This window comes from Piscinibacter sp. PDB1-1, assembly GCF_056675995.1.
Window position 1 is genome coordinate 838,503 of record NZ_JBWVZJ010000002.1, and the last position, 20,987, is coordinate 859,489.

Consider the following 20,987-nt stretch of genomic DNA (forward strand, 5'->3'; position numbering starts at 1 on the left):
ATCTCCCTGATCAGGTCTTAAAGCTTTGGTTTGAGAACTTCTTCGACGAATCTGTCAGCCTGCCAAGCCTGACCCGATGTCCCGCCTCTTCCTGTCGAGGTGAACGCAGGACAGGCGTTGTCCGCGGCGAATAGCCACGGCGAACGAGCACCGGCCGTGCTGCCCTGTGCCCAGTCCATCATGTAGCCGATTCGCTCGGCGATCACTTCGTTGGTCTGAAGATCGATGACCTTGAGCGAACTGCCAGCTATCCAGTACTCGCGCTCTTCACGTGTGGAGATGTCGTCGTATGTCACCCCATAGCGGGGGGGGCACCAGGAGCTGGAACCTTGTCCAGAACAAAGGCTTCAGTAGTGAACTGTGTCTTGCCATCACCGCCCCCCCAGAATGCTCGCAGTGCGCGTTACCTGTTTTACTCCTCCGGTATAGCGATAGCGCTTGCCATCTTGCTGGCCGATGGCTTCGACATAGCGGTAGCCCTGTATCGATTGAGATACATCTGCGGATCTCTTCGAGCGGCTCGCCTGATAGCTCCCACGAAGAAATGACTCGATGTAGCCATCCCCAAGCAGATCACTTCCGTACGGATCGTCCAAGGCGAACTGGTTCCCGTGATTCATGCCTTGCGGGCGAAGCTTCAGCAGGAACACGCCTTCGACGTTCTCCACCGTCCGATGGATCTTCTCCCCTGCGGTCTTACACCGCTCCAGGAACATCGCCTGAGCCTTGGCCTGCCGCTCTTGTGCCTCTGACTTTCCTGGCCCCGCCCCGCAGGCCGTGAGGGCGAGGCCGGTGAGCAGCACAGTCAACATGCGCGCGGCTAGAAGCAGTGGGGTGGCGAAAGTCTTCATGCGGAGCTCCCTGAGATGAATGGCACGGCGGCTCCGTCCTCTTCACGGGACAGAGCCCGGAGGCTGGGGCGTTGGTTGCCTGCGATCGATGCACACGTTGCGGCGCCTTCTTCGCAGCGCGATGGGCCTGCCATGCCAAAGTGCGGTCGAGTTGCGTCACGATATTGGGAGGGCCGGTCAGACTGTCGCGCTGCCTGACCGGCCTCACCCATCTCACATCAATGCACTGACACCCATCTGGTCGATGAGATACGTGCCTCGGTAGGCCTTGCCCTGCATTGCAGTTTCGCCCGCTGGAGCCGCCGAGAAGGTTGCCATCGCCCCCACGAGCCCCTGCACCTGGCTGTCGGTGAGGACGCTGCCATCACTGAAACGGAACTCCTCGACGCGATACTGGCTGCCCAGGTACCAGTCCTGCACCACGATCTTGTCGGTGCTGCCGATGATCAGCGCTTCGAGGTTGTTGCCCACCCGGCTGTAGCTCAGGTCCGACTGCACGATGCCAGCACCGAACTGGATGCGGTCTCTGACGTTGGCCGCGCTGTCGTTGTCTCGCACGGTGTCGGTTCCCCAACCTCTGCCGAAGAGGTAGGTGTCGGCTGCCGTTCCGCCGTCGAGGATGTCGTTGCCGGCGCCGCCATCCAGGGTGTCGGTGCCACCGAGGCCCGTGAGGGTGTTGGCTTGCGCGTTGCCGCTGAGCACGTTCTTGGGTGGGGAGCTGCTGCCCCCGCTGATCAGGCTGGGCACGCGGGCTGCCTCGTCGCGGATGGCTTTGACGCGAGCGGAGGCGTCCAGAACCATCTGAGCCTGCTCGGCGGTGATGCTGTCAACAGGCTGGCCTTCCACGGGAGACGTCAGCGCCGTGAGCGTGGCTTGGTCGGCGGCGGAGAGCACACCGCCCGCGCCGCGCGTTCGCGCGTAGATCGCGTTCAGATCGGCGTTGGTGAAGGTGAACCGCTGCCCGTCGGCATTGGCGGCCAAGGTGGCGAACTCGCCGAGGATCTGCACCAGGCTGCTGGAGACGATGCCGCCGATGCCTGCGCCTTTGAAGGTGACGACTTGGTTGATGCTCGGCTGGCCGCTGGGCAGCAGCTCCTGGCCGTGCAGCATGTTGAAGGCCGTGGCTAGGTGCCCGCCCAGGCTGTAGCCGGTGACGGAGAGCTGGCTGCCGGCGGGCAGATCGCCTTCGGACTTGAGCCTAGCATACCGGGCTTCCATGTCTCGCAGCTGGCCGAAGGCGAAACCAAACTCCTTGATCTCAAGCTCGTTCGTGGCCTTGCTGTCTCGTGCAGCGTCGTCGATGAATTCGGTGGAGCGGAAGGACATCACCAGCTCGCCCGTGGTTCGGTTCTTGAACAGGGTGCCGCTGAAGCCGGACTCGAAGCGCTTGCCGGCGAACCCAGTTGCAGGGTTCGGATCCTGGTCGAAGAGGGATTGGTCGAGGACTTCCCATTCAGCAGCGAAGGCTACGGCCTGCGTCTGCGTGAACTTGGATGCGTGCGTGTTGCCTGTGACAAGGGCGGTAGTCAGATCCGATCGAATGGCGCCTGTGGCCTCGACGACCAAAAATGCTTCAGCCGCCATTTGTAGGTCGGCGTATTTGAGGTAGTCGGAAACCGTTGGCGGTGTTGTCATTGGCACGTTGATCTCCCTGATCAGGTCTTAGAGTTTTGGTTTGAGAACTTTTTCGATGAAGAAGAGCGTCTGCCCGGGTTGTGCGGCACTACCACCACCCCCACTTCTTGTGAGTGGCTGGAAGGGATTCATTTGAAAACCGGGGCAGGCGCTGTCTGCCGCGAACAGCCATGGCGACCGGGCGCCCGCACGACTGCCCTGCGCCCAGTCCATCATGTAGCCGATGCGCTCGGCGATCACTTCGTTCGTCTGCAGATCGATGACCTTTAGTGAACTTCCGGCGATCCAGTACTCGCGCTCTTCCCGTGTCGAGATGTCGTCGTAGGTCACTCCATAGCGAGGTGCAGCACTGGGAGCTGGAGCCTTGTCCAAAGCGAAATCCGTCATCGTGAACTGACGAGCAACACCGTCGCGTGCAGCCAATCCGCTCAGCGTGCGGGCCACCTGTCTAACACCTCCCGTGTATCGATATCGCTTGCCATCCGCGAGATCGACAGCTTCCACATAGAGGTAGCCCACTAAAGGCGGCGCGCCGGGAATGAAGGGGCGTCCGGATTGGTGGTGGAAGCCACGCAAGAAGTTCTTGATGTACGCGTCCCCGCCAAAGTCGCTCCCATACGGATCGTCCAGCTTGAACTGATCACCGAAGTTCACCCCTTCGGGTCGAATCTTGAGAAGGAACACACCCTCAACGTTTTCAACCGTCCGATGAATCTTCTCCCCAGCCGTCTTGCACCGCTCTTGGAACATCGCTTGCCCCTTGGCCTGTCGCTCCTTTGAGGCAGAGTTGCTGGCCCCTGTACTGCAGGCCACAAGAGCAATGCCCAGCAGGGCAACAGAGATGGCGCGCGCAGTGGCGCGCTGTAGAGCAAGGAGCTTCATGTTGCGAGCCTCCCAGAAGTGTCGTTGGCGATGTTGCGCGGGAACGGATCAAAGAAGCGGCTGATGACCGCGCCTATGAGGGTGACGACCTGATCGATGCACGGCGACGGTCGTGACCAAGCAGCGACAACACAGTCGGGCAGCACATGTGGATGATCAAGCTGCGTTGAGCGGCCCAATCATGAAAGACTGAGCAGCTACTTGCGTCTGAACGCCAGCAACGGCAAGCATGAGACATACAGAAACTGATCAGCGCACCGTGATCAACCCGCTCTGAAAGGCCTGATCGTCCACACACGAGCTAGCTCGCCATGGCGCGCATGCGGGCCAGTCGTTGTTTGGGGCCGCCGACCTCTCAGTCGCCGCAACGCCGACGCGGGCACAACGCCCAACGGTCATTTCGCCATCGTGCGAGAAAGATGTGGGCACGGGATGGGCACAAAGCAAAAACGCCAACCGAATGGTTGGCGTTCGCTGCGGTTCTTCGCGTGTCTTCTAGCTAATCTGTGGTTGCGGGGGCTGGATTTGAACCAACGACCTTTGGGTTATGAGCCCAACGAGCTACCAGACTGCTCCACCCCGCGACTGAGCCTGTGACTATAGCATAGATTGGAGCGCGAGTCATCTCACTAGGCAATTGTGTCATGTGACCGAGCGACCTGCGAATATGGCCCGTGCGTAGCGGACCAGATCTTGGCACTGTGGGGCGCATCAAATGCAAAGGGCCAGCATCGCTGGCCCTTTTGTGCTCCAACCGTGAGCGCCTTACTCAGCCTTCTCGGCCGCATTCTCTTCCGCAGGATCAGGGCGATCCACTAGTTCGACGAACGCCATCGGTGCGTTGTCACCCACGCGATACCCCATCTTCAGGATGCGGGTATAGCCACCCGGACGCGCCTTGTAGCGCGGGCCGAGTTCATTAAAAAGCTTGGTGACGATGTCGCGATCGCGGGTGCGATCGAAGGCCAGGCGGCGATTGGCCAGCGTAGCTTCCTTGGCGAGCGTGATCAAGGGCTCGACAACACGACGCAGTTCCTTGGCCTTGGGGACCGTGGTCTTGATCGCTTCGTGCTGCAGCAGCGAGTTGCACATGTTGCGCAGCATCGCGGCGCGGTGCTCCGACGTGCGGTTGAGTTTGCGAAGTCCGTTACGGTGACGCATGGTGCTGTTTCCTTTCTGACTAATTGACCGGCAGCCGTATCAGGTACTGCCGGGTGCACCGGGCCAATTGGCCCTTCTGATTAACGCTTGTCCAGCCCTTGGGGCGGCCAGTTCTCAAGGCGCGCGCCGAGCGTGAGACCACGCGAGGCCAGCACTTCCTTGATCTCGTTGAGCGACTTGCGACCCAAATTCGGCGTCTTCAGCAGTTCAGTCTCCGTGCGCTGGATGAGATCGCCGATGTAGTAGATGTTCTCGGCCTTCAGGCAGTTCGCCGAACGAACGGTAAGTTCGAGTTCGTCGACCGGGCGAAGGAGAATCGGATCGAACTGCGTGCTGCGTTGCGCCGGCGCGTCGAAGGCCGCAATCTCGCTGCCTTCGAGCTGGGCGAAGACAGCCAGCTGTTCGACCAGGATCTTGGCCGACGCACGGATCGCTTCTTCAGGCGTGATGGCGCCGTTTGTCGCAATTTCCATCACGAGCTTGTCGAGGTCGGTGCGCTGCTCGACACGGGCGGATTCGACGGTGTAGCTGACGCGCGAAACCGGCGAGAAGGAGGCATCCAGAACAATGCGTCCGATGGACTTCGTCGGCTCATCGCCAAAGCGGCGCAGCGTGCCGGGCACATAGCCGCGACCCTTCTCCACCTTGATCTGCATGTCAAGCTTGCCGCCTTGCGACAGGTGCGCGATCACGTGATCAGGGTTGATGATCTCGACGTCGTGCGGAGTTTGAATGTCGCCAGCCGTGACCGGGCCTTCGCCTTCCTTGCGAAGCACCAGCGTGACTTCATCACGGTTGTGCAGGCGGAACACCACGCCCTTGAGGTTCAACATGATGTGAACCACGTCCTCTTGCACACCATCAATGGCCGAGTACTCGTGGAGCACGCCGGCGATGGTTACTTCAGTCGGCGCATACCCCACCATCGACGAGAGCAGCACGCGACGCAGCGCGTTGCCCAGCGTGTGGCCGTAGCCGCGCTCGAAAGGTTCGAGCGTAACCTTGGCGCGGTTGCCGCCAAGCGGCTCCACATTGATGGCTTTAGGTTTGAGCAGGTTTGTTTGCATGAGGTCTTTGCTTTCAATACCCTCGGTTCGTTACACCGATAAGGCTGATGGACCAACCGGGGCAGCCAGGGCTGCCACCGGACGAAGGAACACGGAACAGATCGCGGAGCCGGGCACGAGAACCCGCCGCTCCAGCGACCGCGCGCACATCAGCGCGAATACAGTTCGACGATCAGCGCTTCCTTGATGTCGGCACCGAATTCATCGCGGTCGGGGGTCTTCTTGAAGACACCTTCGAGCTTGGAAGCGTCGACCTGCACCCAGCTCGGCATGCCTTGGCTTTCGGCCAACTTGACGGCTTCGGTAATGCGCAACTGCTTCTTCGCCTTCTCGCGAATGCCAACGACGTCACCGACCTTGACGGAATAAGACGCGATGTTGACGACCTGTCCGTTCACGGTGATCGCCTTGTGCGACACCAGCTGACGGCTTTCGGCGCGAGTCGAACCGAAGCCCATGCGATACACGACGTTGTCGAGGCGCGACTCGAGCAGAGTCAGCAGGTTCGCACCGGTGTTGCCCTTGCGACGCTCGGCTTCCGCGAAGTAGCGGCGGAACTGGCGCTCCAGCACGCCGTACATGCGTTTGACCTTCTGCTTTTCACGCAGTTGCAGGCCGAAGTCGGAGGTACGCGAGCCAGATGTGCGGCCATGCTGACCAGGCTTGCTGTCGAACTTGACCTTGTCCCCGATCGGGCGGCGGGCGCTCTTCAGGAAAAGATCTGTGCCTTCACGGCGGGCGAGTTTGCCCTTGGGTCCTAGGTAACGTGCCACGTTGCTTCCTTTGTCAATCTGACGCGGGCCTCGGGAGGCTCGCGCGAGTCTGGCCAGTGTTGTTATGCGGGCTCAGACGGTGGGCTTATGAAACCTCTCGGTTTCGGCTTCACTGAAACCTGGCGGTTTCAACAGAACCGCCGGCGAGCACCGTGAGGCGCTGGCCGGCGACGAAGATCCTTCAGATCTATCAGATACGGCGACGCTTCTGCGGGCGGCAACCATTGTGCGGAACCGGCGTCACGTCGGAGATCGAGGTGATGCGGATGCCGAGTGACGCAAGAGCGCGCACCGAAGACTCGCGGCCGGGGCCGGGGCCCTTGATCCGAACGTCGAGGTTCTTGATGCCTTGCTCTTGAGCTGCACGACCGGCCACTTCAGCAGCCACCTGGGCGGCGAAAGGCGTCGATTTGCGCGATCCCTTGAAGCCCTGGCCGCCACTCGAGGCCCAAGACAGGGCGCCGCCTTGGCGATCGGTGATCGTGATGATCGTGTTGTTGAACGACGCGTGGACGTGCGCGATGCCATCCGCAACGTTCTTGCGGATCTTCTTGCGCACGCGTTGGGCGGCGGTATTGGGTGCTTTAGCCATATCGAGTCTCTCTTGCTGTGCTCGTCTGTGTGCTCGTCAAGGGTGTGCTGCTGCGAACGCAGCAATCACTTCTTGACCAGGGCGCCGGACTTGCGCGGGCCCTTGCGGGTACGAGCATTCGTCTTGGTGCGTTGACCACGAACCGGCAGACCACGGCGGTGACGGAAGCCACGGTAGCAACCCAGGTCCATCAGTCGCTTGATGTTGATCGACATCTCGCGGCGCAGGTCGCCTTCGATGGTCATCCGGCCGATCTCCTCGCGGATCTTCTCCAGATCACCGTCCGTCAGATCCTTGATCTTGCGATCGAACGGAACGCCGCTGGCGGCGCAGATCTTCTGCGCGGTCGTGCGGCCGATGCCATAGATCGCAGTCAGGCCGATTTCGGCGTGCTTGTGCGGCGGAATGTTGATACCAGCAATACGTGCCATGTTCTTCCTCTATTCGCTCTGAACGTCGAAGGCCGGTCAGCCTTGGCGCTGCTTGTGACGCGGATCGGTACAGATCACGCGCACCACGCCTTTGCGACGGATGACCTTGCAATTCCGGCACATCTTCTTTACCGATGCTGCAACTTTCATACTCTTCTCCTAGGGCCGTTGAGGCCGCTTCAAATCCAAACTTCGCGTCCGACCGTCACTTGGCGCGGAACACGATGCGCGCGCGCGTCAGGTCGTAAGGCGTCAATTCGACTGTCACCTTGTCTCCCGGCAGGATGCGGATGTAGTGCATCCGCATCTTTCCGGAGATATGGCCGAGCACAATGTGCCCGTTCTCCAACTTCACTCGAAACGTCGCGTTGGGAAGATTCTCCAGAATCTCGCCCTGCATCTGAATGACGTCGTCCTTCGCCATGCCTTGCTGCTTCGTTGTCTTTCGTTCGACTCAAGCCCGCCTTCAGCTGGCTTTGAAACTTGCCTTCTTCAGCAGTGACTCGTACTGCTGACTCATCACATACGACTGCACCTGTGCCCAGAAGTCCATCGTCACAACCACGATGATCAACAGCGACGTCCCACCGAAGTAGAACGGAACGTTGTACTTCAACACCAGAAACTCCGGCAGCAAACACACCAGCGTGATGTACACGGCACCGGCCAGTGTCAGACGCGACAAGATGCGATCGATGTGCCTAGCGGTCTGGTCGCCCGGCCGAATGCCGGGAATGAACGCACCGCTCTTCTTCAGGTTGTCTGCGGTCTCGCGGCTGTTGAACACCAGCGCCGTGTAGAAGAAGCAGAAGAACACAATTGCGGCGGCGAACAACATCACGTAGATCGGCTGGCCTGGCGACAAAGCCGCTGCCATGTCCTTCAACCACCGCATGCTCTCGCCGGTTGCAAACCAACCCACCGCAGTCGCCGGCAACAGGATGATCGACGACGCAAAGATCGGCGGAATCACACCCGACATGTTGAGCTTGAGCGGCAGGTGCGACGACTGGCCACCATATACCTTGTTGCCGACCTGGCGCTTGGCGTAGTTGACGAGAATCTTGCGCTGGCCACGCTCGACAAACACCACGACGAAGGTCACTGCCGCGATCAAGATCACAATGAACAAGGCGACCAGCACGCTCATCGCACCCGTACGAACCAACTCCAGCAGGCCGCCAATGGCAGACGGCAAGCCTGCCGCAATACCCGCGAAGATCAGAATCGAGATCCCGTTACCCAGCCCACGCTCGGTGATCTGCTCGCCCAGCCACATCAGGAACATCGTGCCCGCAACCAGGCTGACGACGGCCGTCATGCGAAAGCCAAACCCCGGCGAGATCACCAGGCCCGGAGATGCCTCCAGTGCCAGTGCGATGCCCAGAGCCTGGAACAATGCCAGCCCCAGCGTGCCGTAGCGCGTGTACTGCGTGATCTTTCGGCGACCCGATTCGCCTTCCTTCTTCAGTGCCTCGAGCGAAGGCACGACGTAGGTCATCAACTGCATGATGATCGACGCCGAGATGTACGGCATGATCCCCAGTGCGAACACCGTGAAGCGCGACAGCGCACCGCCGGAGAACACGTTGAGCAGGCTCAGAATGCCGCCCTGCTGACCCTTGAACATCTCCTGCAGCTGCGCGGGGTCGATGCCGGGCACCGGAATGTGCGCGCCGAGGCGATACACCACCAGGGCGAGCACCAAGAAGACAAGACGGCGACGAAGGTCACCGAACTTGCCCGTCTTGGCCAGCTGATTCGCGTTGGTTGCCACTGAAGCGTGTTCCGTTTACCGAGAAGTCAAATCAGGCCAGCGAACCGCCAGCAGCCTCAATGGCCGCCTTGGCACCTGCGGTGGCACCAATGCCCTTGAGCGCCACTTTCTTGGTCAACTCGCCGGTCTTGATGACCTTCACGACTTTGGCGATCTGATCGACCAGGCCTGCTTGCTTGAGCGTGAGCACGTCCACTTCGTCCACGCTCAGAGCTTCCAACTGGCTCAGCGTGATCTCGGCGTTGTACTTGAGCGAAGCCGACTTGAAGCCGCGCTTCGGCAGACGGCGCTGCAAAGGCATCTGACCGCCTTCAAAGCCGACCTTGTGGTAACCGCCCGACCGCGACTTCTGACCCTTGTGACCACGACCTGCGGTCTTGCCCAGGCCCGAACCAATGCCACGCCCGACGCGACGCTTGGCGTGCTTGGCACCGCTGGCGGGTTTGATGCTGTTGAGTTCCATCTTCGTTCCTTAGAGGCTCAGAGCACTTTCACCAGGTACTGGACCTTGGTGATCATGCCGCGCACGGCGGGCGTGTCTTCGAGCGTGCTCTCGCTGTTGAGCTTGCGCAGACCGAGGCCGCGCACCGTGGCACGGTGCGACTCGCGCGTGCCGGCGATGCTGCGAACCAGCTTGACGGTGAGAGTTTTCTTGTCAGCCATGATGTCTATTCCTGAGATCAGATCAGCCGGTGATCTCTTCGACCGTCAGACCGCGCTTCGCAGCGATCTCGGCCGGCGTGCTGATGTTCTTCAGCGCGTCGAGCGTCGCGCGAACCATGTTGTACGGATTCGACGAACCGAGGCTCTTGCACACGATGTCGGTCACGCCCATCACTTCGAACACGGCGCGCATCGGGCCGCCGGCGATGATGCCGTCGCCGGGCTTGGCCGGAGCCATCAGGACGCGCGATGCGCCGTGTTCGCCGACCACCTTGTGGTGGATCGTGCCGTTCTTGAGCGAAACCTTGAACAGGTTGCGGCGCGCCGATTCCATGGCCTTCTGAACAGCCACCGGAACTTCCTTCGCCTTGCCCTTGCCCATGCCGATGCGGCCGTCGCCGTCGCCCACGACGGTGAGTGCCGCGAAGCTGAGCGTGCGGCCACCCTTCACCACCTTGGTGACGCGGTTCACCGCGATCATCTTTTCCTTCAGGCCGTCGTCGTTGCCTTCGGCTTGGGCGCGGGGTTGAAACTTTGCCATTTTCTGAATCCTTGCTCGTTGCGCGTGCCGCGCTTAGAACTGCAGGCCGGCTTCACGCGCGGCTTCGGCGAGGGCCTTCACGCGGCCGTGATACGCAAAACCAGCGCGATCGAAAGCAACCTTCTCGATACCGGCAGCCTTTGCCTTCTCGGCGATTCGCTTGCCGATCAAGGTGGCAGCATTGACGTTGCCGCCCTTGCCTGCGGCGCCAAGTTCCTTGCGGATGTCGGCTTCTGCAGTCGATGCGCTGGCGAGCACCTTGGCGCCGTCGTCGGAAATGACGCTGGCGTAGATGTGCAAGTTCGTGCGGAAGACGGTCAGACGGGCGACGCGCTGCTTGGCAATGCGCGCACGGGTCTGGCGGGAGCGACGAATGCGCTGATCTTTTCTGTTCAGTGACATGTTCGGCGCTCCTTACTTCTTCTTGGTCTCTTTGATCGTGACCTTCTCATCCGCGTAGCGGATGCCCTTGCCCTTGTAGGGCTCGGGCGGGCGAATCGCACGGACTTCCGCAGCGATCTGACCCACCACCTGGCGGTCAGAACCCTTGATCACGATCTCGGTTTGCGTCGGGCACTCGACCTTGACACCAGCAGGCATTTCCTTGGCGACGGGGTGCGAGAAACCGATCTGCAGATTGAGCTTGGAACCAGCAGCCTGGGCGCGGAAGCCCACGCCGACCAATGTCAGCTTCTTCTCGAAGCCTTTGCTCACGCCGTTGACCATGTTGTTCACAAGCGCGCGCATCGTGCCCGACATGGCGTCAGCTTCAACCGACTCATTCGTCGGCTCGAAGTTGAGCTTGCCGTCAGCGCTTTTGACGTTGACGAGGCCGTTGACGGGACGCACCAGCGTGCCGAGCGCGCCCTTGATGCTGATCTGCTCAGCGTTGATCGACACATCCACACCCTTGGGGATGGCGATCGGCATTTTTCCTACGCGGGACATTTGCTTCTTCCCTTCCTTAGGCGACGTAGCAAAGCACTTCGCCACCGATGCCAGCCTGGCGAGCCTTGCGATCGGTCATCACACCCTTCGGCGTCGTCACGATCGCAACACCGAGACCGTTCATGACGCTCGGAATGTCGTGGCGGCCTTTGTAGATACGCAGGCCAGGGCGGCTCACGCGCTCAATGTGCTCAATCACGGGGCGGCCAGCGTAGTACTTGAGGGTGACCTCAAGTTGCGGCTTTGCCTTTTCGCCAACAACGGCGAAGTTTTCGATGTAGCCCTCGTCCTTCAGGACTTTGGCGATCGCCACTTTCAGCTTGGACGCCGGCATCACGACAGCAGTCTTTTCGACCATCTGCGCGTTGCGAATGCGGGTCAGCATATCGGCGATAGGATCACTCATGCTCATTCGGATATCTCCTGATCGTCGAGCCGATTACCAGCTGGCCTTGATGACGCCCGGGATGTCGCCCTTGAACGCCAACTCGCGAATCTTGTTTCGGCCCAAGCCGAACTTGCGGAAGGTTCCGCGGGGGCGACCGGTCAGCTCGCAGCGGTTGCGCTGGCGCGTCGGGTATGCATTGCGCGGCAGCTGCTGAAGCTCGAGACGAGCCGCATAGCGCTCCTCGTCGGACTTCTTGGCGTCATTCGCCGTTGACTTGAGTTCGTCGTACTTCTTCTTGTACTTGGCGACGAGCTGGGTGCGCTTCAGTTCGCGCTGGATGAGGGAAGTCTTAGCCACTGATCACCTCAGTTCTTGAACGGGAACTTGAACGCAGCGAGCAGCGCTTTGCACTCGTCGTCGTTCTTCGCAGACGTCGTGATGCTGATGTTCAGCCCACGCAGCGCATCAACCTTGTCGTACTCGATTTCCGGGAAGATGATCTGCTCTTTGACGCCGATGTTGTAGTTGCCACGACCATCGAACGAGCGACCAGAAATGCCGCGGAAGTCACGCACACGCGGCAACGCGATGGTCACGAAGCGGTCCAGAAATTCGTACATGCGCACGCCACGCAGCGTGACCATGCAGCCGATGGGCACCCCATCGCGAATCTTGAAGCCGGCGATTGCCTTCTTCGACTTGGTGACCACAGGCTTCTGACCGGCGATCTTCGTCAAATCGCTGACAGCGTGCTCCATCACCTTCTTGTCGGACACGGCCTCGCTCACACCCATGTTGAGCGTGATCTTTGTGATGCGAGGGACTTGCATCGACGAGGTGTAGCCGAACTTCTTGACGAGTTCGGGCGCGATCGTCTCGCGGTACACCGCCTGAAGGCGTGCCGCAGCCGGGGCCGCCGATTGTTGGGCTTGTTGCTTGGCCATGTTTACGCCTTGATCTCTTCGCCGCTCGACCGATAGACGCGCACTTTGCTCGTCGTGCCGGCCTTGGCGTCAGCCACCAACTTCACACCCACGCGATCGGCCTTGCCGGTTGCGGGATTGAAGATGGCCACATTGGACTGGTGAATCGACAGAGTCTTGTCGACAACACCGCCGGTCGTACCCTTCATCGGGTTCGGCTTGACGTGCTTCTTCACCACGTTCACACCTTCGACGACGATGCGATCAGCATCTTGGCGCGACAGCACGGTGCCGCGCTTGCCTTTGTCGCGACCGGTCAAAACGATGACCTGGTCACCTTTGCGAATCTTGTTCATGAGCTTTTCTCCAACCGCCGCTTAGAGCACTTCAGGCGCCAGCGACACGATCTTCATGAAGCGCTCGGTACGCAGTTCACGCGTCACCGGGCCAAAGATGCGGGTACCGATGGGCTCAAGCTTGGCGTTCAGCAGAACGGCAGCATTGCCGTCGAACTTGACCAGCGAGCCATCTTGGCGGCGAACGCCCTTGGCGGTGCGAACGACGACGGCACTGTAGACCTCGCCCTTCTTCACGCGACCGCGCGGAGCGGCCTCCTTGATGGAGACCTTGATCACATCGCCAATACCGGCATAGCGACGCTTGGAGCCGCCAAGCACCTTGATGCACTGAACGGACTTCGCGCCAGTGTTGTCCGCGACGTCGAGTCGCGATTGCATTTGAATCATGTTCTGTCCCCAACTTGTCCCGCCGAAGCGAGCAGTCTTGGGCCCGTCAGATCTCGACACTGAATGTGTCGATCACCGTTTGGGCGGAGCCGAACCCTCTCGCACCTTGTTAACCCGCCAAGCGACAGGTCGATGCGTTTGGAATTTCGGCGAAGCTTTAGATTATGCGGCAAGAGGCAGTCGATTGTCAACAGCCCCTTGCATTACTCTGGAATTCAGGCGGCAATGTCTTGCGCCTGCTTGAGCAACGTCGCCGAGCCACTGACGTTGAACTTGCCGGGCGCCTCGACGTTGAGCGACTTCACGACACCATCAACCACCAACATGGAATAGCGCTGCGAACGCACACCCATGCCGCGCGCGACAAGGTCGAACTCGAGTCCCGCTGCCTTGGTGAAGGCGGCGCTGCCGTCGGCCATCATCCGAACCTTGCCCGCCGTGTGCTGTTCGCGCCCCCAGGCGCCCATGACGAAGGCGTCATTGACGGACACACACCAGATTTCGTCCACGCCGGCCGACTTGAACTCCTCGGCCTGCTTCACGTAACCCGGCAGGTGCTGCGCGGAGCAAGTGGGAGTGAAAGCGCCAGGCAGGGCAAAGACGGCAATCGTCTTGCCGGCCGTGGCCTGGGCGAGATCAAAGGTGTTGGGGCCGAGAGAGCAGCCATTGCCTTCGACCTCGATGAATTCCTGCAGCGCACCTGCAGGGAGCTTGTCACCAACCTTCAGCATGTTCATCTCCAGACATGGGTTCACGAAAAGCAAAACGGCCGGCGCGCCAAGCTACAGCACACCGACCGCTCTGGCTGGGCGCGAGGCCCGGCACATCGAATCAATTCAGACCGTGCGCGCCTTCTCGACCAGGCGGGTAACAACCCATGCCTTGGTCTTCGAAATCGGACGGCTTTCCGCGATCTCGACCAGGTCGCCCAGCTTGTACTCGCCCTTTTCATCATGGGCGTGGTACTTGCTCGACTTGGCCACGATCTTGCCGTACAGCTCGTGCTTGGTACGGCGCTCGATCAGGACCGTGATGGTCTTGGAACGCTTGTCGCTGACAACGCGACCCACGAGGGTTCGCGTGTTCTTCTCTTTCGTAGCCGGTTTGGCTTGGGCTTCAGTGTTCACTTGACGGCCCCTTTCTTCTTCTCGGCCAGGATGGTCTTGGCGCGAGCAATGTCACGGCGGGTGTTGCCCAGCGTGGTGTGATTGGTCAGCTGCTGGGTCGCCTTCTGCATGCGCAGGCCGAAATGGGCCTTGAGCAGATCGGCGACTTCCTTTTCAAGGCCAGCAACGTCCTTGGCGCGAAGTTCAGATGCTTTCATCGTCTTCTCCTTAAGCGCCGATGGCGCGAGCCACGAACGTGGTGCTCAGCGGCAGCTTGGCCGAAGCCAGCTTGAACGCTTCGCGGGCCAGCTCTTCCGGCACACCGTTGATTTCGTAGAGCACCTTGCCCGGCTGAATCTCAGCCACGTAGTACTCCGGGTTGCCCTTGCCGTTACCCATGCGGACTTCGGCAGGCTTCTGCGAAATCGGCTTGTCCGGGAAGATGCGAATGAAGATCCGACCGCCGCGCTTGATGTGACGCGAGATCGCACGGCGAGCCGCCTCGATCTGACGCGCCGTCAAGCGGCCGCGCTCGGTGGCCTTGAGGCCGAAGTCGCCGAACGAAACGGCTGCGCCACGCGTAGCCACGCCGGTGTTGCGACCTTTTTGTTCCTTGCGGTACTTTCTGCGTGAAGGTTGCAGCATTGTTTATTCTCCTTTGGGCTCAGTCGCCCCAGGCGTCGGAGCCTTGCGCACGCGCTTGACCGCGGGAGCCTTGGCACCATCACCAGCCGGCGCGGCAGCATCGGCCGGGCGCGCGGCACCACGATCAGCACCACCAGCCGAGCGACCACCACGGCCCGCCGGAGCGCCAGGAGCACCCGGACGGGGACCGCGACGCGGACGGCGATCGTCTTCTTGCACTTCGGGCTTGACAGCAGCCACTTCGCCATTGGCGAGGCGGTCACCGCGGTAAACCCAGCACTTCACGCCGATGATGCCGTAGGTCGTCTTGGCTTCAGAGAAGCCATAGTCGATGTCGGCCTTCAAGGTGTGAAGGGGCACGCGACCTTCGCGGTACCACTCGCAGCGGGCGATTTCGATGCCGTTCAGGCGGCCCGACGACATCAGCTTGATGCCTTGGGCGCCCAGGCGCATGGCGTTCTGCATCGCGCGCTTCATGGCGCGACGGAACATGATGCGCTTTTCGAGCTGCTGCGTGATGCTGTCGGCGATCAGCTGGGCATCGATTTCGGGCTTGCGCACTTCTTCGATGTTCACAGCCACCGGCACGCCGAGGCGCCGAGTCAGTTCGGCCTTCAGGTTTTCAATGTCTTCGCCCTTCTTGCCGATCACGACGCCCGGACGCGCCGAGAAGATCGTGATGCGCGCGTTCTTGGCGGGGCGTTCGATCAGGATGCGTGACACCGCGGCGCTCTTCAGGCGCGCCTTCAGGTAGTCACGAACCTGCAGGTCTTCGGCCAGCATGGTCGCGAAGTTCTGGTTGTTCGCGTACCAACGCGAAGCCCAGTTGCGCGTGACCGGCAGGCGGAACCCGGTTGGGTGGATTTTTTGTCCCATGGTCTTTGCCTTTAGTTGCCGACGGTGATGTAGATGTGCGCGGTCGGCTTGCTGATGCGGTTGCCGCGGCCCTTGGCCCGTGCGGAGAAACGCTTCAGCGTGGCACCTTGCTCTACGAAGATCGTCTTCACGGTCAGTTCGTCGATGTCGGCACCGTCGTTGTGCTCGGCGTTCGCAATGGCGGACTCCAGAGCCTTCTTGATGATGCCGGCAGCCTTCTTGGGCGTGAATGCCAGGATGTTGAGCGCCTGGTCCACCTTCTTGCCGCGGACCATGTCAGCCACTAGCCGACCCTTGTCAGCAGACAGGCGGACGCCGCGAACGATCGATTTGGTTTCCATCGTCGTCATCCTTACTTCTTGTTGGCCTTCTTGTCAGCCGGGTGGCCCTTGAACGTGCGGGTGAGCGCAAATTCGCCGAGCTTGTGGCCAACCATCTGGTCGGTGATGTAGACGGGCACGTGCTGCTTGCCGTTGTGCACAGCGATCGTCACACCGATGAAATCGGGAAGGATCGTGGAGCGGCGCGACCAGGTCTTGATGGGCTTCTTGTCCTTCGTGGCAACCGCCTTCTCGACCTTGGCCTGAAGGTGATGGTCGACGAACGGACCTTTCTTGAGCGAACGGGTCATGTGTCAGCCCCTTCTTACTTCTTGCGACGCGAGACGATAAACGTCTGCGTGCGCTTGTTGTTGCGAGTGCGATAGCCCTTGGTCATGGTATTCCAAGGAGACACCGGCACCTGACCTTCGCCCGTGCGGCCTTCGCCACCACCGTGCGGGTGATCCACCGGGTTCATGGCGACGCCACGAACGGTCGGGCGAATGCCCTTCCAGCGGATTGCGCCGGCCTTGCCGTATTGACGCAGGCTGTGCTCTTCATTCGACACTTCGCCGATCGTGGCGCGGCAGTCGATGTGAATGCGGCGAACCTCGCCCGAGCGCAGGCGGACTTGAGCGTATGTACCCTCACGCGCCAGCAGCGTCGTGGAGGTACCGGCCGAGCGAGCGATCTGGGCACCCTTGCCAGGCAGCAATTCGATGCAGTGAATGATCGAACCCACCGGAATATTGCGGATCGGCAGCGTGTTGCCGGCCTTGATCGGCGCTTCAGCGCCACTCAGCACAGTGGAGCCAACCTCCAGACCACGCGGCGCAATGATGTAACGACGCTCGCCGTCGGCATAGCACACCAGGGCGATGTGGGCCGTACGGTTCGGGTCGTACTCGATGCGCTCGACCTTCGCCGGAATGCCATCCTTGTTGCGAACGAAGTCGACCACGCGGTAGTGGTGCTTGTGACCACCGCCCTTGTGGCGAATCGTGATATGACCGTTGTTGTTGCGGCCAGAGTGCTGAAACTGCGGCTCGACCAGCGAAGCCTCAGGGCGACCCTTGTGGAGGTGCGCATGCACCACCTTCACCACGGCACGGCGGCCAGGCGAAGTCGGTTTGACTTTGATGACGGCCATTACGCGGCCTCCCCAGAGAAGTTGAGCTCTTGGCCCGGCTTCAGCGACACATACGCCTTCTTGACGTGATCGCGACGGCCAATCGAACGACCGAAACGCTTGACCTTGCCCTTCTGGACCACGGTCTGCACCGATTCGACTTCGACCTTGAACAGCAGTTCGACGGCAGCCTTGATCTCAGGCTTGGTCGCATCGCGCAGCACCTTGAACAACACCTGGTTGTTCTTCTCGGCTGCTGCGGTCGCCTTCTCGCTCACGATCGGCGCGACCAGCACCTGGGCCAGACGGCCTTCGTCATGCTTCGGCTTGGAAACTTGAGTGGCGCTCATGCGAACATCTCCTTGAGTTGCTCGATCGCAGCCTTGGTCACCAGCACCTTCTTGTAGTGCACGAGCGACAGCGGATCGGCGTGGCGCGGCTCGACAACCAGCACGTTCGGCAGGTTGCGCGAAGCAAGGAACAGGTTGTCGTCAACCTGATCGGCAATCACCAGCACCGAGCTCAGACCCATGGCCTTGAACTTTGCAGCCAGCAGCTTGGTCTTCGGCGCATCGACCGAGATCGAATCCACCACGGCCAAGCGACCTTCACGGGCCAACTGCGAGAGGATCGCAGCCATGCCGGCGCGGTACATCTTCTTGTTGACCTTGTGGGTGAAGTTTTCTTCCGGGCTGTTCGGGAAAATGCGACCGCCCCCACGCCACAGCGGGGACGACGACATACCAGCGCGAGCACGACCGGTGCCCTTCTGGCGCCACGGCTTCTTCGTGGTGTGCTTGACTTCGGCACGATCAAGCTGAGCACGGGTGCCCTGGCGCGCATTGGCCTGGTAGGCCACGACGACTTGGTGCACCAGCGCCTCGTTGTAGTCGCGCGCAAAAACGGTATCGGGAGCGTCGACCTTGGAGGTCGACTGCCCTTGTTCATTCAGGAGCTCGAGCTGCATTACTGGGCCCCTTTCTTGACTTTCACCTTGACGGCAGGGCTCACGACCACGTGACCGTTCTTGGCGCCCGGCACGGCACCGCGGACCAGCAGCAGCTGACGCGCTTCGTCGATGCGAACGATGTCGAGGTTCTGAATGGTCTTGGCCACGTCGCCCAGCTGGCCGGACATCTTCTTGCCCGGGAACACGCGGCCCGGATCCTGCGCCATCGAGATCGAGCCTGGGACATTGTGCGAACGGCTGTTACCGTGCGATGCCCGCTGCGAACCGAAATTGTGGCGCTTGATGGTGCCCGTGAAGCCCTTGCCGATCGACGTGCCTTGCACATCCACCAGCTGACCCACGGCAAAGGTGGTCACAGGGATCTGCGCACCAGGCTTGAAGCCGGCGGCAACATCAGCTGCGACACGGAATTCCTTGAGGACTTCGCCGGCTTCGACGCCCGCTTTCGCGAGGTGGCCAGCCTCAGGCTTGGATACGCGCGATGCTTTGCGCGAACCAAACGCCACCTGGATGGCGCTGTAGCCGTCGGTTTCTGCGGACTTGACTTGGGTCACGCGGTTGTTGGACACATCCAGCACCGTCACGGGAATGGCGTCGCCATCGTCCGTGAAGATGCGCATCATGCCCACCTTGCGGCCCAGCAAACCGAGACGGTTGCTCAGACTCATAGTGTTCTCCAGCCCCCGCACCCTGCGGATTGGAAGCCTTTGTTTCGATACCCGACATCGATTGGCCGGGCTGACTTGGGGTGGAATGCCCGCCGAAGCGAGCTTCCGTCCGCCAAAAGGCGGAAAAGCCTTGGATTATAGCAGTTGCGAGAGAAGCCGCAACTGCCGAACCCTTCGGCTGATTACTGCAGCTTGATTTCGACGTCGACGCCTGCCGGCAGATCGAGCTTCATCAGTGCGTCGACCGTCTTGTCCGTCGGATCGACGATGTCCATCAGGCGCTGATGCGTGCGGATCTCGAACTGGTCGCGTGAGGTCTTGTTGACGTGCGGCGAACGCAGGATGTCGAAACGCTGCATACGAGTCGGCAGGGGCACCGGGCCCTTGACGATCGCACCGGTGCGCTTGGCGGTGTCGACGATCTCCAGCGCGGACTGGTCGATCAACTTGTAGTCAAACGCCTTCAGGCGAATGCGGATCTTTTGCTTTTGCATGACGAATTCCTAGAAAAGAGCGGATGCGGCCGTGGACGGCCGCGGGTGTAAAGGCCGGGCGGCTGAACCAGCCACCCGGTCGTCAGGCAAAGGATTACTCCAGGATCTTGGCGACGACGCCCGAGCCGACGGTACGGCCGCCTTCGCGGATGGCGAAGCGCAGGCCTTCTTCCATGGCGATCGGGGCGATCAGCTTGACGGTGATGCTGACGTTGTCGCCAGGCATGACCATTTCCTTGTCCTTGGGCAACTCGACCGCGCCGGTCACGTCCGTCGTGCGGAAGTAGAACTGGGGACGGTAGTTGTTGAAGAACGGGGTGTGGCGACCGCCCTCTTCCTTGCTGAGAACGTAGATCTCGGCGGTGAAGTGGGTGTGCGGCTTGATGGAGCCGGGCTTGCACAGCACTTGGCCGCGCTCGACGTCTTCGCGCTTGGTGCCGCGCAGCAGGATGCCGACGTTGTCGCCTGCCTGACCTTGGTCGAGCAGCTTGCGGAACATTTCGACGCCGGTGCAGGTGGTCTTTTGCGTGGCCTTGATGCCGACGATTTCGATTTCTTCACCGACCTTGACGATGCCGCGCTCGACACGACCGGTCACGACGGTGCCGCGCCCGGAGATGGAGAACACGTCTTCGACGGGCATCAGGAAGGCGCCGTCGATGGCGCGGTCCGGCGTGGGGATGTAGCTGTCGAGTGCGTCGGCCAGGCTCAGGATGGCCTTCTCGCCGAGGTCGCCCTTGTCGCCTTCGAGGGCGAGCTTGGCCGAACCCTTGACGATAGGGGTGTCGTCACCGGGGAAGTCGTACTTGCTGAGGAGTTCGCGCACTTCCATCTCGACGAGCTCGAGGAGCTCGGCGTCGTCGACCATGTCGCACTTGTTGAGGAAGACGATGATGTACTTCACGCCGACCTGACGGGCCAGCAGGATGTGCTCGCGGGTCTGGGGCATGGGGCCGTCAGCGGCGGAGCACACGAGGATGGCGCCGTCCATCTGGGCCGCACCGGTGATCATGTTCTTGACGTAGTCGGCGTGGCCGGGGCAGTCAACGTGCGCGTAGTGGCGGTTCTGGGTCTCGTACTCGACGTGCGCGGTGTTGATGGTGATGCCGCGCGCCTTTTCTTCGGGCGCCGCGTCGATCTGGTCGTACGCCTTGGCTTCGCCGCCGAACTTGGTCGACAGCACCGTCGTGATCGCCGCCGTCAGCGTCGTCTTGCCATGGTCCACGTGACCAATCGTCCCCACGTTCACGTGCGGCTTGGTACGTTCAAATTTGCCTTTTGCCATTTCAGTTTCTCCAAATCAAAGAGCAGTCCAGTGCGGTGTTTAAGGTCTCCGCCGAAGGCTTGTTTCGCCTGCCACTGGCAGCAGGCGGGGCTTCGACGAAGACCGGCTCGTCTATC

At 61.0% G+C, this 20,987-nt stretch carries 35 protein-coding genes and 1 tRNA gene; all 36 read right to left on the reverse strand.

Going from position 1 to position 20,987, the window contains the following annotated elements:
* Nucleotides 1-17 precede the first annotated feature (17 nt).
* Nucleotides 18-296, reverse strand: coding sequence for a hypothetical protein (locus tag AC1KAR_RS15600; protein WP_480319281.1), 279 nt, complete (start codon nt 294-296; stop codon nt 18-20).
* 75 nt (nt 297-371) lie between these two features.
* Nucleotides 372-851, reverse strand: coding sequence for a hypothetical protein (locus AC1KAR_RS15605; protein ID WP_480319283.1), 480 nt, complete (start codon nt 849-851; stop codon nt 372-374).
* A 213-nt stretch (nt 852-1,064) separates the two neighbouring features.
* Complete coding sequence (locus tag AC1KAR_RS15610; protein ID WP_480319446.1) at nt 1,065-2,486, reverse strand: calcium-binding protein; 1,422 nt, start codon at nt 2,484-2,486, stop codon at nt 1,065-1,067.
* 27 nt (nt 2,487-2,513) lie between these two features.
* On the reverse strand, nt 2,514-3,368 hold the full coding sequence (locus AC1KAR_RS15615; RefSeq protein WP_480319285.1) for a hypothetical protein: 855 nt from the start codon (nt 3,366-3,368) through the stop codon (nt 2,514-2,516).
* 507 nt (nt 3,369-3,875) lie between these two features.
* Nucleotides 3,876-3,952, reverse strand: a tRNA-Met gene (locus AC1KAR_RS15620).
* A gap of 181 nt (nt 3,953-4,133) precedes the next feature.
* Nucleotides 4,134-4,529, reverse strand: coding sequence for a 50S ribosomal protein L17 (gene rplQ, locus AC1KAR_RS15625; RefSeq protein ID WP_480319287.1), 396 nt, complete (start codon nt 4,527-4,529; stop codon nt 4,134-4,136).
* An 80-nt stretch (nt 4,530-4,609) separates the two neighbouring features.
* A complete protein-coding gene (locus AC1KAR_RS15630) occupies nt 4,610-5,596 on the reverse strand; it encodes a DNA-directed RNA polymerase subunit alpha (protein ID WP_480319288.1) in 987 nt (328 codons plus the stop codon).
* A gap of 149 nt (nt 5,597-5,745) precedes the next feature.
* Nucleotides 5,746-6,369, reverse strand: coding sequence for a 30S ribosomal protein S4 (gene rpsD / locus AC1KAR_RS15635; protein WP_480319290.1), 624 nt, complete (start codon nt 6,367-6,369; stop codon nt 5,746-5,748).
* A gap of 190 nt (nt 6,370-6,559) precedes the next feature.
* On the reverse strand, nt 6,560-6,961 hold the full coding sequence (gene rpsK, locus AC1KAR_RS15640; RefSeq protein ID WP_480319293.1) for a 30S ribosomal protein S11: 402 nt from the start codon (nt 6,959-6,961) through the stop codon (nt 6,560-6,562).
* A gap of 65 nt (nt 6,962-7,026) precedes the next feature.
* The gene (gene rpsM / locus AC1KAR_RS15645) at nt 7,027-7,392 is read right to left on the reverse strand and encodes a 30S ribosomal protein S13 (RefSeq protein WP_480319295.1); all 366 of its coding nucleotides are present in this window, start codon (nt 7,390-7,392) and stop codon (nt 7,027-7,029) included.
* A gap of 36 nt (nt 7,393-7,428) precedes the next feature.
* A complete protein-coding gene (gene rpmJ, locus AC1KAR_RS15650) occupies nt 7,429-7,542 on the reverse strand; it encodes a 50S ribosomal protein L36 (protein WP_011830995.1) in 114 nt (37 codons plus the stop codon).
* Between the two features lie 55 nt (nt 7,543-7,597).
* The gene (gene infA, locus AC1KAR_RS15655; RefSeq protein ID WP_047489367.1) at nt 7,598-7,816 is read right to left on the reverse strand and encodes a translation initiation factor IF-1; all 219 of its coding nucleotides are present in this window, start codon (nt 7,814-7,816) and stop codon (nt 7,598-7,600) included.
* Nucleotides 7,817-7,858: 42 nt separating this feature from the next.
* The gene (secY, locus tag AC1KAR_RS15660; protein ID WP_480319299.1) at nt 7,859-9,169 is read right to left on the reverse strand and encodes a preprotein translocase subunit SecY; all 1,311 of its coding nucleotides are present in this window, start codon (nt 9,167-9,169) and stop codon (nt 7,859-7,861) included.
* Between the two features lie 31 nt (nt 9,170-9,200).
* A complete protein-coding gene (rplO, locus tag AC1KAR_RS15665) occupies nt 9,201-9,632 on the reverse strand; it encodes a 50S ribosomal protein L15 (protein ID WP_480319301.1) in 432 nt (143 codons plus the stop codon).
* A gap of 17 nt (nt 9,633-9,649) precedes the next feature.
* Nucleotides 9,650-9,832: a 50S ribosomal protein L30 gene (gene rpmD, locus AC1KAR_RS15670; protein ID WP_480319303.1), complete on the reverse strand. Its 183-nt coding sequence runs from the start codon at nt 9,830-9,832 to the stop codon at nt 9,650-9,652.
* A 22-nt stretch (nt 9,833-9,854) separates the two neighbouring features.
* Nucleotides 9,855-10,373 (reverse strand): 30S ribosomal protein S5, encoded by a 519-nt coding sequence (rpsE, locus tag AC1KAR_RS15675; RefSeq protein ID WP_480319305.1) that lies wholly within the window; start codon nt 10,371-10,373, stop codon nt 9,855-9,857.
* 33 nt (nt 10,374-10,406) lie between these two features.
* On the reverse strand, nt 10,407-10,775 hold the full coding sequence (gene rplR / locus AC1KAR_RS15680; RefSeq protein WP_480319307.1) for a 50S ribosomal protein L18: 369 nt from the start codon (nt 10,773-10,775) through the stop codon (nt 10,407-10,409).
* Nucleotides 10,776-10,787: 12 nt separating this feature from the next.
* On the reverse strand, nt 10,788-11,321 hold the full coding sequence (rplF, locus tag AC1KAR_RS15685) for a 50S ribosomal protein L6 (protein WP_480319448.1): 534 nt from the start codon (nt 11,319-11,321) through the stop codon (nt 10,788-10,790).
* Between the two features lie 16 nt (nt 11,322-11,337).
* Complete coding sequence (gene rpsH, locus AC1KAR_RS15690; RefSeq protein WP_480319309.1) at nt 11,338-11,733, reverse strand: 30S ribosomal protein S8; 396 nt, start codon at nt 11,731-11,733, stop codon at nt 11,338-11,340.
* Between the two features lie 27 nt (nt 11,734-11,760).
* Complete coding sequence (gene rpsN / locus AC1KAR_RS15695) at nt 11,761-12,066, reverse strand: 30S ribosomal protein S14 (protein ID WP_480319311.1); 306 nt, start codon at nt 12,064-12,066, stop codon at nt 11,761-11,763.
* Between the two features lie 8 nt (nt 12,067-12,074).
* Complete coding sequence (gene rplE, locus AC1KAR_RS15700; RefSeq protein ID WP_480319313.1) at nt 12,075-12,653, reverse strand: 50S ribosomal protein L5; 579 nt, start codon at nt 12,651-12,653, stop codon at nt 12,075-12,077.
* Between the two features lie 2 nt (nt 12,654-12,655).
* On the reverse strand, nt 12,656-12,988 hold the full coding sequence (gene rplX / locus AC1KAR_RS15705; protein ID WP_480319315.1) for a 50S ribosomal protein L24: 333 nt from the start codon (nt 12,986-12,988) through the stop codon (nt 12,656-12,658).
* Nucleotides 12,989-13,009: 21 nt separating this feature from the next.
* Nucleotides 13,010-13,378 carry a 50S ribosomal protein L14 gene (rplN, locus tag AC1KAR_RS15710; RefSeq protein WP_201810338.1) on the reverse strand — a complete coding sequence of 123 codons (369 nt, stop codon included), beginning with the start codon at nt 13,376-13,378 and terminating at the stop codon, nt 13,010-13,012.
* A gap of 215 nt (nt 13,379-13,593) precedes the next feature.
* Nucleotides 13,594-14,109 (reverse strand): redoxin family protein, encoded by a 516-nt coding sequence (locus tag AC1KAR_RS15715; protein ID WP_480319317.1) that lies wholly within the window; start codon nt 14,107-14,109, stop codon nt 13,594-13,596.
* 105 nt (nt 14,110-14,214) lie between these two features.
* Nucleotides 14,215-14,505: a 30S ribosomal protein S17 gene (rpsQ, locus tag AC1KAR_RS15720; protein WP_480319318.1), complete on the reverse strand. Its 291-nt coding sequence runs from the start codon at nt 14,503-14,505 to the stop codon at nt 14,215-14,217.
* Nucleotides 14,502-14,702 carry a 50S ribosomal protein L29 gene (rpmC, locus tag AC1KAR_RS15725; RefSeq protein ID WP_480319319.1) on the reverse strand — a complete coding sequence of 67 codons (201 nt, stop codon included), beginning with the start codon at nt 14,700-14,702 and terminating at the stop codon, nt 14,502-14,504. The genes rpsQ and rpmC overlap by 4 nt, the downstream gene beginning before the upstream one ends.
* 10 nt (nt 14,703-14,712) lie before the next feature.
* A complete protein-coding gene (rplP, locus tag AC1KAR_RS15730; protein ID WP_480319320.1) occupies nt 14,713-15,129 on the reverse strand; it encodes a 50S ribosomal protein L16 in 417 nt (138 codons plus the stop codon).
* A 3-nt stretch (nt 15,130-15,132) separates the two neighbouring features.
* Complete coding sequence (rpsC, locus tag AC1KAR_RS15735) at nt 15,133-16,005, reverse strand: 30S ribosomal protein S3 (protein WP_480319322.1); 873 nt, start codon at nt 16,003-16,005, stop codon at nt 15,133-15,135.
* Between the two features lie 11 nt (nt 16,006-16,016).
* Nucleotides 16,017-16,346, reverse strand: a complete 330-nt coding sequence (gene rplV / locus AC1KAR_RS15740) for a 50S ribosomal protein L22 (RefSeq protein WP_480319323.1) — start codon at nt 16,344-16,346, stop codon at nt 16,017-16,019.
* An 11-nt stretch (nt 16,347-16,357) separates the two neighbouring features.
* Nucleotides 16,358-16,636, reverse strand: coding sequence for a 30S ribosomal protein S19 (gene rpsS, locus AC1KAR_RS15745; protein WP_480319324.1), 279 nt, complete (start codon nt 16,634-16,636; stop codon nt 16,358-16,360).
* Between the two features lie 14 nt (nt 16,637-16,650).
* Nucleotides 16,651-17,475: a 50S ribosomal protein L2 gene (gene rplB / locus AC1KAR_RS15750; protein ID WP_480319325.1), complete on the reverse strand. Its 825-nt coding sequence runs from the start codon at nt 17,473-17,475 to the stop codon at nt 16,651-16,653.
* Complete coding sequence (gene rplW / locus AC1KAR_RS15755; protein ID WP_480319327.1) at nt 17,475-17,804, reverse strand: 50S ribosomal protein L23; 330 nt, start codon at nt 17,802-17,804, stop codon at nt 17,475-17,477. The genes rplB and rplW overlap by 1 nt, the downstream gene beginning before the upstream one ends.
* Complete coding sequence (gene rplD, locus AC1KAR_RS15760) at nt 17,801-18,421, reverse strand: 50S ribosomal protein L4 (protein WP_480319328.1); 621 nt, start codon at nt 18,419-18,421, stop codon at nt 17,801-17,803. Before rplD ends, rplW begins: the two co-directional genes overlap by 4 nt.
* On the reverse strand, nt 18,421-19,092 hold the full coding sequence (gene rplC / locus AC1KAR_RS15765; protein ID WP_480319450.1) for a 50S ribosomal protein L3: 672 nt from the start codon (nt 19,090-19,092) through the stop codon (nt 18,421-18,423). The genes rplD and rplC overlap by 1 nt, the downstream gene beginning before the upstream one ends.
* Nucleotides 19,093-19,274: 182 nt before the next feature.
* On the reverse strand, nt 19,275-19,586 hold the full coding sequence (gene rpsJ, locus AC1KAR_RS15770) for a 30S ribosomal protein S10 (RefSeq protein ID WP_019561663.1): 312 nt from the start codon (nt 19,584-19,586) through the stop codon (nt 19,275-19,277).
* A 94-nt stretch (nt 19,587-19,680) separates the two neighbouring features.
* The gene (gene tuf / locus AC1KAR_RS15775) at nt 19,681-20,871 is read right to left on the reverse strand and encodes an elongation factor Tu (protein WP_480319329.1); all 1,191 of its coding nucleotides are present in this window, start codon (nt 20,869-20,871) and stop codon (nt 19,681-19,683) included.
* Nucleotides 20,872-20,987 lie beyond the last annotated feature (116 nt).

Excerpts from the sequence above, each read along its gene's own strand:
- infA (WP_047489367.1), bottom strand. The coding sequence starts at position 7,816 with ATGGCGAAGGACGACGTCATTCAGATGCAGGGCGAGATTCTGGAGAAT.
- rpsK (WP_480319293.1), bottom strand. The coding sequence starts at position 6,961 with ATGGCTAAAGCACCCAATACCGCCGCCCAACGCGTGCGCAAGAAGATC.
- rpsC (WP_480319322.1), bottom strand. The coding sequence starts at position 16,005 with ATGGGACAAAAAATCCACCCAACCGGGTTCCGCCTGCCGGTCACGCGC.
- rplB (WP_480319325.1), bottom strand. The coding sequence starts at position 17,475 with ATGGCCGTCATCAAAGTCAAACCGACTTCGCCTGGCCGCCGTGCCGTG.
- AC1KAR_RS15715 (WP_480319317.1), bottom strand. The coding sequence starts at position 14,109 with ATGCTGAAGGTTGGTGACAAGCTCCCTGCAGGTGCGCTGCAGGAATTC.
- rplQ (WP_480319287.1), bottom strand. The coding sequence starts at position 4,529 with ATGCGTCACCGTAACGGACTTCGCAAACTCAACCGCACGTCGGAGCAC.
- rpmC (WP_480319319.1), bottom strand. The coding sequence starts at position 14,702 with ATGAAAGCATCTGAACTTCGCGCCAAGGACGTTGCTGGCCTTGAAAAG.
- AC1KAR_RS15630 (WP_480319288.1), bottom strand. The coding sequence starts at position 5,596 with ATGCAAACAAACCTGCTCAAACCTAAAGCCATCAATGTGGAGCCGCTT.
- rpsE (WP_480319305.1), bottom strand. The coding sequence starts at position 10,373 with ATGGCAAAGTTTCAACCCCGCGCCCAAGCCGAAGGCAACGACGACGGC.
- rplO (WP_480319301.1), bottom strand. The coding sequence starts at position 9,632 with ATGGAACTCAACAGCATCAAACCCGCCAGCGGTGCCAAGCACGCCAAG.
- rpsJ (WP_019561663.1), bottom strand. The coding sequence starts at position 19,586 with ATGCAAAAGCAAAAGATCCGCATTCGCCTGAAGGCGTTTGACTACAAG.
- rplX (WP_480319315.1), bottom strand. The coding sequence starts at position 12,988 with ATGAACAAGATTCGCAAAGGTGACCAGGTCATCGTTTTGACCGGTCGC.
- rpmD (WP_480319303.1), bottom strand. The coding sequence starts at position 9,832 with ATGGCTGACAAGAAAACTCTCACCGTCAAGCTGGTTCGCAGCATCGCC.
- rplW (WP_480319327.1), bottom strand. The coding sequence starts at position 17,804 with ATGAGCGCCACTCAAGTTTCCAAGCCGAAGCATGACGAAGGCCGTCTG.
- rpsH (WP_480319309.1), bottom strand. The coding sequence starts at position 11,733 with ATGAGCATGAGTGATCCTATCGCCGATATGCTGACCCGCATTCGCAAC.
- rplE (WP_480319313.1), bottom strand. The coding sequence starts at position 12,653 with ATGGCCAAGCAACAAGCCCAACAATCGGCGGCCCCGGCTGCGGCACGC.
- rplP (WP_480319320.1), bottom strand. The coding sequence starts at position 15,129 with ATGCTGCAACCTTCACGCAGAAAGTACCGCAAGGAACAAAAAGGTCGC.
- rplD (WP_480319328.1), bottom strand. The coding sequence starts at position 18,421 with ATGCAGCTCGAGCTCCTGAATGAACAAGGGCAGTCGACCTCCAAGGTC.
- rplN (WP_201810338.1), bottom strand. The coding sequence starts at position 13,378 with ATGATTCAAATGCAATCGCGACTCGACGTCGCGGACAACACTGGCGCG.
- rpmJ (WP_011830995.1), bottom strand. The coding sequence starts at position 7,542 with ATGAAAGTTGCAGCATCGGTAAAGAAGATGTGCCGGAATTGCAAGGTC.
- tuf (WP_480319329.1), bottom strand. The coding sequence starts at position 20,871 with ATGGCAAAAGGCAAATTTGAACGTACCAAGCCGCACGTGAACGTGGGG.
- AC1KAR_RS15605 (WP_480319283.1), bottom strand. The coding sequence starts at position 851 with ATGAAGACTTTCGCCACCCCACTGCTTCTAGCCGCGCGCATGTTGACT.
- AC1KAR_RS15615 (WP_480319285.1), bottom strand. The coding sequence starts at position 3,368 with ATGAAGCTCCTTGCTCTACAGCGCGCCACTGCGCGCGCCATCTCTGTT.
- rplC (WP_480319450.1), bottom strand. The coding sequence starts at position 19,092 with ATGAGTCTGAGCAACCGTCTCGGTTTGCTGGGCCGCAAGGTGGGCATG.
- rplF (WP_480319448.1), bottom strand. The coding sequence starts at position 11,321 with ATGTCCCGCGTAGGAAAAATGCCGATCGCCATCCCCAAGGGTGTGGAT.
- rpsS (WP_480319324.1), bottom strand. The coding sequence starts at position 16,636 with ATGACCCGTTCGCTCAAGAAAGGTCCGTTCGTCGACCATCACCTTCAG.
- rplR (WP_480319307.1), bottom strand. The coding sequence starts at position 10,775 with ATGTCACTGAACAGAAAAGATCAGCGCATTCGTCGCTCCCGCCAGACC.
- AC1KAR_RS15610 (WP_480319446.1), bottom strand. The coding sequence starts at position 2,486 with ATGACAACACCGCCAACGGTTTCCGACTACCTCAAATACGCCGACCTA.
- rplV (WP_480319323.1), bottom strand. The coding sequence starts at position 16,346 with ATGGAAACCAAATCGATCGTTCGCGGCGTCCGCCTGTCTGCTGACAAG.
- rpsM (WP_480319295.1), bottom strand. The coding sequence starts at position 7,392 with ATGGCACGTATTGCTGGTATCAACATTCCGCCGCACAAGCACGCCGAA.